General features: G+C 54.3%; 10 protein-coding genes. All 10 read left to right on the forward strand.

Annotated elements, in window-relative coordinates:
* Positions 1 to 91 precede the first annotated feature (91 nt).
* The 10 genes from GFB49_RS20565 (at position 92) to pgk (ending at position 10,971) form a co-directional block, all read left to right on the forward strand.
* A complete protein-coding gene (locus GFB49_RS20565) occupies positions 92 to 952 on the forward strand; it encodes a carbohydrate ABC transporter permease (RefSeq protein ID WP_153218105.1) in 861 nt (286 codons plus the stop codon).
* Positions 953 to 971: 19 nt separating this feature from the next.
* On the forward strand, positions 972 to 1,244 hold the full coding sequence (locus GFB49_RS20570) for a DUF2160 domain-containing protein (protein ID WP_153218107.1): 273 nt from the start codon (positions 972 to 974) through the stop codon (positions 1,242 to 1,244).
* Between the two features lie 84 nt (positions 1,245 to 1,328).
* Positions 1,329 to 3,050 (forward strand): ABC transporter substrate-binding protein, encoded by a 1,722-nt coding sequence (locus GFB49_RS20575; RefSeq protein WP_153218109.1) that lies wholly within the window; start codon positions 1,329 to 1,331, stop codon positions 3,048 to 3,050.
* 150 nt (positions 3,051 to 3,200) lie between these two features.
* Entirely contained in the window at positions 3,201 to 4,688 is a 1,488-nt protein-coding gene (glpK, locus tag GFB49_RS20580) for a glycerol kinase GlpK (RefSeq protein ID WP_153218111.1), read from the forward strand.
* Complete coding sequence (locus GFB49_RS20585; RefSeq protein ID WP_153218113.1) at positions 4,689 to 5,834, forward strand: iron-containing alcohol dehydrogenase; 1,146 nt, start codon at positions 4,689 to 4,691, stop codon at positions 5,832 to 5,834.
* A 13-nt stretch (positions 5,835 to 5,847) separates the two neighbouring features.
* Positions 5,848 to 7,266, forward strand: a complete 1,419-nt coding sequence (gene pyk, locus GFB49_RS20590) for a pyruvate kinase (RefSeq protein WP_153218124.1) — start codon at positions 5,848 to 5,850, stop codon at positions 7,264 to 7,266.
* 35 nt (positions 7,267 to 7,301) lie between these two features.
* Positions 7,302 to 8,300, forward strand: a complete 999-nt coding sequence (gene gap, locus GFB49_RS20595) for a type I glyceraldehyde-3-phosphate dehydrogenase (RefSeq protein ID WP_153218116.1) — start codon at positions 7,302 to 7,304, stop codon at positions 8,298 to 8,300.
* Between the two features lie 10 nt (positions 8,301 to 8,310).
* Entirely contained in the window at positions 8,311 to 9,588 is a 1,278-nt protein-coding gene (eno, locus tag GFB49_RS20600; RefSeq protein ID WP_153218118.1) for a phosphopyruvate hydratase, read from the forward strand.
* A gap of 4 nt (positions 9,589 to 9,592) precedes the next feature.
* Positions 9,593 to 10,372, forward strand: a complete 780-nt coding sequence (gene tpiA, locus GFB49_RS20605; protein ID WP_153218120.1) for a triose-phosphate isomerase — start codon at positions 9,593 to 9,595, stop codon at positions 10,370 to 10,372.
* A gap of 8 nt (positions 10,373 to 10,380) precedes the next feature.
* On the forward strand, positions 10,381 to 10,971 hold the full coding sequence (gene pgk, locus GFB49_RS20610) for a phosphoglycerate kinase (protein WP_194269435.1): 591 nt from the start codon (positions 10,381 to 10,383) through the stop codon (positions 10,969 to 10,971).
* Positions 10,972 to 11,044: the final 73 nt, after the last annotated feature.

The following is an 11,044-nucleotide window of genomic DNA, read 5'->3' on the forward strand; positions in this document are numbered from 1 at the left end:
GTTTTCGATCATGTATAACCTTGTGATCCTGACGCTGGCCTATGTCTTCTACACCATTATGACCACTATGGACAAAAAGGAGGGCTGATTGATGACGGACGCAACTGCAACAACCAGCTTTACCGTGCAGCCCAAGAAGAAGGCGCGGGTGGCGATCAAAGGGTCGGTTATTGTGATGGCCTGCTATCTGATCTTCCTGATGCTGCCGATTTATTGGCTGATCAATATGAGCCTGAAGACCAACACCGAGATCCTGAGCACGTTCTCGCTGTGGCCACAGAACCTGACGTTTCAGAATTACATCACCATCCTGTCGGATCCGGCATGGTACATGGGCTATGTGAACTCGCTGATCTATGTGGTGATGAATACGGTGATCAGCCTTGCTGTGGCGCTGCCGGCCGCCTACGCGTTCAGCCGCTACAGCTTTCTGGGCGACAAACACCTGTTCTTCTGGCTGCTGACTAACCGGATGGCACCTCCGGCTGTTTTTGCGCTGCCATTCTTCCAGCTCTATTCATCGGTCGGGCTGTTTGACACGCATATTGCTGTCGCCCTGGCGCACTGTCTCTTTAATGTGCCCTTGGCGGTATGGATCCTCGAAGGGTTCATGCGCGGTGTGCCGAAGGAAATTGACGAAACGGCGTATATCGATGGCTACTCGTTCGGTAAGTTCTTCGTGAAGATTTTCATGCCGCTTATCTCGTCTGGCATCGGGGTCGCAGCCTTCTTTTGCTTCATGTTCTCATGGGTCGAACTGCTTCTTAGCCGGACTCTCACAACCGTGGATGCCAAGCCAATTGCGGCAATCATGACCCGGACTCAAGGTGCCGCTGGTATCGACTGGGGCGTGCTTGCAGCCGCAGGTGTCCTCACCCTCGTGCCGGGCGCTTTGGTCATCTACTTTGTTCGCAACTATATCGCCAAGGGCTTCGCCCTGGGTCGCGTGTAAGACTTAAAGGAGAAACGTCATGGAATGGATGGCATGGACTTGGCCCACGGCACTGTTCTTCATCATCATCGCGTCGATACTTGTGGTCTTCACGATACTTGCAATCAAATTTCAAGAAACGCCACGACATGGTGTTCTGGGGATGGAAACGACGAGAGGAGATCGTCTTTTCATCACCCTTCTCGGCTCCGCCTTCATCAATTTGGCGTGGCTGGGGATTATCGGTGCAAACCAACCGTTCGCACTGATTGTCTGTCTCATTTACGCTGCTGCGGTTTTCCGCTGGGTTTAGGTGAGGAAGGTGGCACCCCGCGATTTTAGCGGACCGTCGGGATGCCGAATGAAAACTAAGGTTGCCACTAATAGGGAGGAAATGATGAACTTTACGCTAAAATCAAGTACCGCGATTGTCTTCGCGCTCGCCATGTCGGGGGCTCCCGCCTTCGCGGACATGGATGCGGCAAAGGCATTCCTGGACGCAGAGATCGGAGACCTTTCGGTTCTCAGCCGTGCAGAGCAAGAAGCTGAAATGCAGTTTTTTGTCGACGCATCAGCACCTTATGCAGGCATGGAGATCAAGGTCGTCTCTGAAACAATCACCACTCACCAGTACGAAAGTGAAGTTCTGGCGCCGGCATTTGAAGCTATCACTGGCATCAAAGTGACACACGACCTGATCGGCGAAGGTGACGTTGTTGAAAAGCTGCAAACGCAAATGCAGTCGGGCGAGAACATCTATGACGCCTACATCAACGACTCTGACCTGATCGGTACGCACTGGCGTTACCAGCAGGTGCGTAACCTGACAGACTGGATGGCTGGCGAAGGTGCAGCTGTTACTCTGCCTACTCTGGACGTCGAAGACTTCATCGGCACCAGCTTCACAACCGGTCCCGACGGGAAACTGTACCAGCTGCCGACCCAGCAGTTCGCGAACCTTTACTGGTTCCGCTATGACTGGTTCAACGATCCGAAAAACCAAGAAGACTTCAAAGCCGCCTATGGCTACGATCTTGGTGTTCCGGTCAATTGGTCTGCCTATGAAGACATCGCTGAATTCTTCACCGGTCGCGATCTGAGCCACCTTGGTGTTGAAGGCGAAGTCTTTGGCAACATGGACTACGGCAAGAAAGACCCGTCCTTGGGCTGGCGTTACACTGACGCGTGGATGTCCATGGCTGGTATGGGAGACGCTGGTGAACCAAACGGTCTGCCAGTTGACGAATGGGGTATTCGTGTGAACGAAAATTTCCAGCCGACTGGCTCCTGTGTTGCTCGCGGTGGTGCGACGAACGCGCCTGCAGCAGTTTACGCTGTGACCAAAGCGATCGAATGGCTGGAGAAGTACTCACCTCCTGCTGCTGCTGGTATGACCTTCTCTGAAGCTGGCCCAATTCCGGCCCAGGGTAACGTCGCTCAGCAGATGTTCTGGTACACCGCGTTTACTGCAGCAACTGTGGAACCAGGTCTTCCCGTGATGAACGAAGATGGCACGCCGAAGTGGCGTATGGCACCTTCGCCACACGGTGCGTACTGGAAAGACGGCCAGAAGATTGGCTATCAGGACGCCGGTTCCTGGACACTGATGCAGTCCACACCTGTGGATCGCGCACAAGCGGCTTGGCTCTACGCCCAGTTCGTTGTGTCCAAGACTGTGGACCTCAAGAAGTCTGATGTTGGTCTGACCTTCATCCGTGAATCCACAATCGACAGCCAGCACTTCACCGATCGTGCGGATAAACTGGGTGGTCTGGTCGAATTCTACCGTTCGCCTGCGCGCGTTCAGTGGTCGCCGACTGGTACCAACGTTCCTGACTATCCGAAGCTGGCTCAGCTGTGGTGGCAGAACATCGGCGACGCAATGTCCGGTGCGAAAACACCTCAGGAAGCGCTTGATGCACTCTGTGCAGACCAAGAGCGTGTTCTTGAGCGGCTCGAGCGTGCAGGCGTACAGGGTGATCTTGGCCCTGTCATGAACGACGAGCAGGACGCTGAGTACTGGTTTGCTCAGCCGGGCGCACCTTATGGTCCGCTGGAAAACGAGGATGAAGAACCGATCACCGTCTCCTACGACGAGCTGATCAAATCCTGGCAGTAATCCGGGTCTCCTCCCAGGTGCGGGGCGCGAGAGCGCCTCGCGCCACAAACTAATCACTCCCAACTTCCTGATGGTTCATTGCGAACCAAACTCGGGCGGTGTCACAACCGCTCCCATTTTTTGCGGCCAATAGACGGAGGCATGTGTCCAATGAAATACGTACTAGCAATTGACCAAGGCACGACATCGACACGCGCCATCATCTTTGATGAAGCCCTTAAACCAGTCGCCACGTCACAAGACGAATTCAAGCAACATTTTCCCCAATCTGGATGGGTAGAACACGACCCCGACGATCTATGGGCGTCTTCTGCCGGAACCTGCCGCGCCGTCATTGAGCGCGCGGGAGTTGATCCGCAGAACATCATTTCGATTGGTATCACGAACCAACGAGAAACCACTGTTGTCTGGGACAAATCAACGGGCCAGCCGATCTATAACGCCATCGTTTGGCAGGACCGTAGAACCGCCAACTATTGTGAGGAATTAAGAAAAGCTGGCCATAGCGATATGTTTGCGGACCGCACCGGTCTTTTGGTCGACCCTTACTTTTCATCGACGAAGCTCAAGTGGATCCTCGATCATGTTGACGGTGCGCGTGAGAGAGCCCGTCGTGGCGAGCTTCTATTCGGTACGGTGGACACGTTCCTCATTTGGAAGCTCACAGGCGGCAAAGTGCATGCTACCGATGCAACGAATGCAGCCCGGACCATGCTTTATGACATTCGAAAGGGCAGGTGGAGCAGCACTATTTGCGCCTTGTTCGACATCCCGATGGAGATGCTGCCGGAAGTCAAAGACAGCGCGGCAGACTTCGGGGTGAGCCGCGCCGATTTGTTCGGTCGCGAAATCCCGATTTCAGGTGTTGCCGGAGACCAGCAGGCCGCCGCGCTCGGTCAGGCTTGTTTTGAGCCCGGAATGCTTAAGGCGACCTACGGAACTGGATGCTTTGCGTTGCTGAATACAGGTGACACGCCAGTGCAATCGAAAAACAGACTGCTGACGACGATTGCATATCAGCTTGATGGCAAACCGACCTACGCCCTTGAAGGGTCGATCTTCATCGCCGGCGCAGTTGTTCAATGGCTTCGTGACGGGCTTCGGATCATTCATGAGGCCTCTGAAACCCAACCCTTGGCAGAAAAAGCTGATCCAATGCAGAACGTTGTGTTGGTGCCAGCTTTTACTGGCCTCGGTGCTCCGTATTGGAATCCTGAATGCCGCGGCTCCGTGTTTGGTTTAACGCGAAACTCTGGCCCTAACGAGCTGGCTAAAGCAGCTCTGGAAAGCGTCGCGTATCAGACACGTGATCTGCTTGACGCCATGACATCTGACATCGGGTCAAAGGCTGACAAATCGGTACTTCGCGTCGATGGCGGCATGAGCGCGTCCAATTGGGCAATGCAGTTTTTGGCCGATATCATCGACGGGCCGGTGGACAGACCTCAAATTCTTGAAACAACGGCTCTCGGAGTTGCTTGGCTTGCGGGTATGCAGGTTGGCGCGATGCCGGAGCGAGAGGAATTTGCCAAGCTATGGGCATTGGATCGCGAATTTGCACCGCAGATGAACCCACAAACCCGCGAAGCTAAGTACGCTGCTTGGAAGCGCGCTGTCGAGTGCACCCTGGCCTTCTAGATGTCTGCTCAGTTCCATATCAACACGCCGACCTCCGTGCATTTTGGAGTGGGGGCCGCAAAGGCGCTGACATCCGTTCTACCGAAGCACGTTGAGGCTGTTTTGTTGGTTCGCGGAGCTTCCGAAACGACCGCTCAACCAATTAGAGAGGACCTTGAAGAACATGGTGTGAAGGTTCACCAGGTTTCGGTTACATCGGAACCCAGTGTTGCTTCGGTTAACTCTGCGCTTCATGAGATCATTGGAGCGCAATGTTCTGCAGTTATTGCATGCGGCGGTGGCTCCGTTCTCGATACGGCAAAGGCGCTTAGGTTTTGCCTTGAACTTGGGTCCGAGCTGCCCGAAGACATCGGGACGATTGAAAAAGACAGCTTGGAGTCTTCCTCGAAGATCGTCTTGGTCGCAATTCCAACCACCGCTGGAACCGGCGCTGAAGTTACAAGTAACGTTGTTCTTGGTCTGACGGGTTTGAAGAAAAGCCTAAGAGGTCGGCATCTCTTTCCGTCCGTTGCACTGGTTGACCCGACCTTGTTCGCATCAGCTCCAAAAGCTGTGGCCGTTGGTGCAGGCCTCGACGCTCTGACGCAAACGATAGAAGCCTTTACCTCCCGTCTGGCGTCACCTTTCACCGACGCTATCACTGAGCCCAACGTTCGATTGGGCGCGCAAGCTTTGCGCAAAGTCGCTGAGCGCGGAGGTGAAGAGGCTTGGACCCAAATGGGTTGGGTGAGCCTGAGTAGCGGTATTGCCCTCGCGAACGGTGGTCTTGGAGCGGCGCATGGCTTGGCGGCCGTTCTGGGTGGTAGGTATGACGCACCACACGGCCTTCTTTGCGGTCGATTGCTTGGCCCAGTACTCAGCAAAAACAGATCAACGGCAGAAATAGGCTCTGATGCTTTCCGGAAAATCGAGCACTGCATAGAGGTGCTCTCGGAAGTTTTCCCTCAGGGCTGCGGGAATGATGAGTTGAGCGGTCTTGGCATTTGGCTGAAGCGATACCAGGTCCCACGACTGCGCGATTATTGCCCCGATCGAAGGGACTTTGACGAGATTTCGGAAACCGCAGTTTTTGCCTCATCGAGCACCAAGAATGCAGTGCCTCTGAAAAAAGCCGACTTTCGAGAAATCTTAGACGCAGCTTACTGAAGCGAGAAAAATGATGACCGCGACGCGCACGAACACAAAAATTTTGGCAACACTGGGTCCAGCTTCCCGAGACAAGGGCACTATTCAGTCACTGGTCGACAATGGAGCCAATGTCTTCCGTCTCAACATGAGCCATGGCGATCAAGAGACGATCAAAGAAACCTATGAACGTGTTCGCGAAGTCGAAGCGGAAATAGGCCGTCCAATTGGAATTCTTGCGGACCTTCAAGGTCCGAAAATCCGATGCGGTGTTTTTGAAGGAGGGGCACACGAGCTGGCCGTAGGCAGCACGTTTACGTTCGATAGCGATCCGACGCCTGGAAATGCCAATCGCGTTCACCTTCCGCACCCAGAGATCCTCGATGCACTGACCGTTGGTTCGACCATTCTCGTAAACGACGGAAAACTGCGGCTAGTGGTTGGCGAGAGTTCAAGCACGCACGCTGTATGCGAGGTTTTGGTAGGAGGTCAGATTTCTGATCGGAAGGGTGTCAATCTCCCTGACGTCTTGCTGCCCCTGAGCGCCTTAAGTTCGAAGGATCGTAGTGATCTCGAATTTGTCTGTGAACTGGGTGTCGATTGGCTGGCGCTGTCCTTCGTTCAGAAAGCTGCCGACGTTGAAGAGGCAAGCGCGCTCGTAAAGGGCAGGGCGCGGATCATCGCCAAAATCGAAAAGCCACTTGCAGTCAGCAATTACGATGAAATCTTGGGGAAATCCGATGGTATCATGGTTGCACGAGGCGACTTAGGTGTCGAACTCCCTGTGCAGGAAGTCCCTAGGGTTCAACGCACCCTGGTTGCCAAAGCGAGATCGGCGGGAAAGCCAGTTATCGTCGCCACCCAGATGCTGGAAAGCATGATCGATGCGCCCGTTCCTACGCGCGCTGAAGTGTCTGACGTGGCCACCGCGATATACGACGGGGCCGATGCAGTTATGCTTTCTGCAGAGACTGCCGCCGGTCAGTTTCCCAAAGAAGCTGTGAGTGTCATGGCAGCAGTCGCCCGCGAAACCGAAGCGGATCCAAAATATGCAAAACTGATGGCTGTGCGCGAACCTGATGCGATGGAAATCGATACTTCGCACGCTATCGCGGCTGCAGCTCGAGAGATTGCGGATCGTGCTCGCATTTCTGCAATTTGCTGTTTCACACAATCCGGCACCACCGCCTTCCTCGTTGCTCGCGAGAAACCGAGCAAGCCTGTCCTTGCCCTCACGCCCTGCGCACAAACGGCCCGGCAGCTCTGCCTGGTTTGGGGTCTTCAAAGCCTCGTCGTGCCGCAAGCGGCCCGATTCAAGGAAGCAGGTATTTTTGCTTGCGAGCAATGCCTTGCTGAAGGCCTCGCCGAAAAGGGCGAAGAAATTGTCTTCACGGCTGGTGTCCCAATCGAGGACGCCGGCACAACCAACATTCTCCGAGTTTGGAGAATTTAATTTGTCCAGAATGTTAGCGATAAAGGGATAACACCATGACAACAGTAGCAATTAACGGCTTCGGCCGGATCGGAAGAAACGTTCTTCGGGCCATTATCGAGGCCGACCGAACCGACGTAGAGGTGGTCGCAATCAATGATCTTGGTCCCGTGGAGACCAATGCGCATTTGATGAAATATGACAGCGTGCACGGCCGTTTCGATGGGCTCGTGACAACCACGGATTCCACGATTGATGTGGGGCGTGGCCCGATAGACGTGACGGCCATCCGCAACCCTGCCGAGCTGCCTTGGGGCGGCGTCGACGTGGTTCTCGAATGCACGGGCATCTTCACCTCAAAGGACGCCTGCCAGGCTCACCTCGACAACGGATCAAAACGCGTCTTGATCTCTGCGCCGGGCAAGGACGCGGACAAAACAATCGTATTTGGGGTCAACGATGACACGCTCACATCCGCTGACGTTGTGGTCTCGAACGCATCTTGTACAACGAACTGCCTGTCTCCCGTCGCAAAAGTTCTGAATGAAACCGTTGGCATCTCAAAAGGCTTCATGACAACGATTCATAGCTACACAGGCGATCAGCCGACGCTGGATACGATGCACAAGGACCTTTATCGCGCGCGCGCGGCGGCCATGAGCATGATTCCAACCTCAACCGGTGCTGCGAAAGCTGTCGGACTGGTGCTTCCAGACCTCAATGGCAAGCTAGACGGGGTTGCGATCCGAGTGCCAACACCCAATGTCTCGGTTGTTGATCTGACCTTCGAAGCCCCCCGTACAACCAGTGTAGAAGAGATCAACGATGCAATCCGCTCGGCATCAAAGGGCTCATTGTCCGGCATTCTCGGCGTTACCGACGAGAAGCTTGTGAGCCAAGATTTCAATCACGATCCACATTCATCGATCTTCGCCACCGACCAGACAAAAGTCATGGACGGAACCATGTGCCGAATCCTGAGCTGGTACGACAACGAGTGGGGCTTCTCTAACCGCATGGTGGATACCGCCGTTGCCATGGGCAAGCTGATCTAAGGACAAGAAAATGAGCCAAATTTCAAAAATTCACGCCAGAGAGATTCTGGATAGTCGTGGCAACCCGACGATAGAGGTCGATGTGGTGCTTGCGGACGGCACGCTTGGACGTGCTGCAGTTCCATCGGGCGCTTCGACTGGTGCACATGAGGCGGTTGAAAAGCGTGATGGAGACAAGGACCGATACCTCGGCAAGGGCGTTACGCAAGCGGTCGCGGCCGTTAATGGTGAAATCGCTCAAGCTTTGGTCGGTAAGGACGTAACGGATCAGGTTACCATCGATCAGTCGATGATTGAGCTCGACGGCACACCAAATAAGGGCAGGTTGGGCGCGAACGCTATCCTTGGCGTCTCCCTTGCATGTGCCAAGGCAGCAGCAGGATACACGGGCCAGCCTTTGTTTCGATATGTCGGGGGAGCCTCAGCGAGGATCCTACCTGTCCCGATGATGAACATCATCAATGGGGGAGAACACGCAGACAACCCAATCGACATCCAAGAGTTCATGATCATGCCGGTGTCAGCGGAGAATATCCGCGATGCCATTCGGATGGGCTGCGAAGTATTCCATGTCCTGAAGAAAGAGCTGTCCTCTGCGGGCTACAATACAGGCATTGGCGACGAAGGTGGATTTGCCCCAGCTCTTGCCTCAACGCGCGTCGCGCTCGACTTCATAAAGGCTGCGGTAGAGAAAGCAGGCTATGTCCTGGGCCAGGACATTTTTCTCGCTCTCGATTGTGCTTCGACTGAGTATTACGTCGACGGGAAGTATGAGATGAAGGGTGAGGGGGCCTCGCTCACATCTGCTGAAAATGCAGACTATCTTGCCGCACTTTGCGATGACTACCCAATCATCTCCATCGAAGACGGTATGGCAGAAGATGACTGGGAAGGATGGAAGCTCCTTACCGAGAAAATCGGCAAGAACGTCCAACTCGTTGGCGATGATCTGTTTGTTACAAACCCTGTTCGATTGGCCGACGGCATTGGCCAAGGTGTCGCCAATTCGATGCTGGTTAAGGTCAATCAGATCGGTTCTCTGACGGAGACTTTGCAAGCAGTGGAGATGGCACACCGTGCAAGCTTTACGAATGTGATGTCCCATCGGTCCGGAGAGACTGAAGACACAACCATCTCTGATCTCGCTGTTGCAACGAACTGTGGTCAGATCAAGACCGGGTCTCTGTCTCGTTCTGATCGGCTGGCTAAGTACAACCAGCTTATTCGCATTGAAGAAATGCTGGGCGACGCTGCGCAGTACGCTGGTCGCTCAATCCTGAAGACATGATCAGATGAGCAACGCTACACACATTGAACCATTTCTGATCATAGGAAACTGGAAGATGAATGGAGACCGTGAGCTTTTGCAGCGGTTTTCGAACGACATCGAGGTGACCGCACCCAATGGATGCAAGCAGATTATCTGCCCACCTTCGGTTCTCGTAACTACTGCATGCGATGCTTTCGCCGATCATTCTATCGATGTCGGCGGTCAGGACTGCAGCCAGCATCTTTCGGGCGCTTTCACAGGTGATTTGTCGCCTAACATGTTGGTGGAGGCAGGTGCCAGATGGGTTATCTTGGGACACTCGGAACGCCGAAGCAGTTATTCGGAAACCAGCGAAGAGGTTGCGGAAAAGACAGCGGCTGCCATCAAAGCCGGCCTGACGCCAATCATCTGCATAGGTGAAAGCGCTACAGACCGCGAAGCTAGCATGCACCTTGAAGTGATCGTCGACCAGCTAGAGGCATCGACCCCTGAAACTCTACAAGCAGGCGAGGCGGCGATTGCTTATGAACCTGTTTGGGCTATCGGGAGTGGTGTTTCAGCTTCAGAAGATCAGGTTCGAGAAGCGCACGACGTGATCGCCAAATGGCTTATACAGCGCCGTGTGCCATTGCCGGTCCTTTACGGCGGGTCCGTGAAGGCGACTTCGGCTGCAAGCCTTTCTGCCATTCAGAATGTCGACGGCTTTCTCATCGGCGGGGCGTCCCTTGACCCAGAATCCTTCAACACTATCGGGGCAAATGTAGCGGAAACTTTGGGCAGCTCCTCGAGGTCCGGACAATGAAATCTAACGTGAAACCCATCGATGAACTTACCCTGCATGACACCCGCGTTCTCATAAGGGTGGATTTCAACTTGCCAGTCCAAGACGGTTTGGTTTCTGGCTGGACGCGGTTCGAGCGTTGCGTTCCAACAATCAGGCACATCATCGATCAAGGAGGGCAAGTTGTTCTCTTGTCCCATTTTGGTCGTCCGGCTGGTCAGTATGACCCCGAGCTCTCTTTCAAAGTGTTGCTACCTCAGATTCAAGAGAAACTGGCTTTGAGCTGCGAGCTCCTGGACCATCGCGGTGCGTTGCCGTTGGCAATCCTAAGTGCAAAGCAGGAGTTGGCGGACGTCTTGCTGTTCGACAACACGCGCTTTTTTTCTGGCGAGACAAAGGGCGATGCTAAACTCGCTGAAGCGATCTCTGGCCTGGGCGACTGCTTCTGCTTAGACGCGTTTTCCGTCTCGCACCGAAACCATACGAGCGTTACCGGACTGGCATCGTATCTACCCACATTTGCTGGGTTCTCTTTGGCAGATGAGCTGGAGGCGCTGAACGAAACCCTTGAGACCATCAGCCGCCCCTGTGTGGCGATTGTCGGTGGAGCAAAGGTCTGAACCGCCCCGGTTTTACCGGAGACTGTTAAGCTCGTATTTCAAGCTGCAATGTCGTCTGTTTTCAAGCCTTGAT

Origin of the sequence: Tritonibacter litoralis (assembly GCF_009496005.1) — a bacterium.
Classification (GTDB): Bacteria; Pseudomonadota; Alphaproteobacteria; order Rhodobacterales; family Rhodobacteraceae; genus Epibacterium; species Epibacterium litoralis.

Bases quoted from the DNA above. Each gene is read 5' to 3' on its own strand.
- pyk (WP_153218124.1), top strand. From the start codon at position 5,848: ATGACCGCGACGCGCACGAACACAAAAATTTTGGCAACACTGGGTCCA.
- glpK (WP_153218111.1), top strand. From the start codon at position 3,201: ATGAAATACGTACTAGCAATTGACCAAGGCACGACATCGACACGCGCC.
- GFB49_RS20585 (WP_153218113.1), top strand. From the start codon at position 4,689: ATGTCTGCTCAGTTCCATATCAACACGCCGACCTCCGTGCATTTTGGA.
- gap (WP_153218116.1), top strand. From the start codon at position 7,302: ATGACAACAGTAGCAATTAACGGCTTCGGCCGGATCGGAAGAAACGTT.
- GFB49_RS20565 (WP_153218105.1), top strand. From the start codon at position 92: ATGACGGACGCAACTGCAACAACCAGCTTTACCGTGCAGCCCAAGAAG.
- tpiA (WP_153218120.1), top strand. From the start codon at position 9,593: ATGAGCAACGCTACACACATTGAACCATTTCTGATCATAGGAAACTGG.
- GFB49_RS20575 (WP_153218109.1), top strand. From the start codon at position 1,329: ATGAACTTTACGCTAAAATCAAGTACCGCGATTGTCTTCGCGCTCGCC.
- eno (WP_153218118.1), top strand. From the start codon at position 8,311: ATGAGCCAAATTTCAAAAATTCACGCCAGAGAGATTCTGGATAGTCGT.
- GFB49_RS20570 (WP_153218107.1), top strand. From the start codon at position 972: ATGGAATGGATGGCATGGACTTGGCCCACGGCACTGTTCTTCATCATC.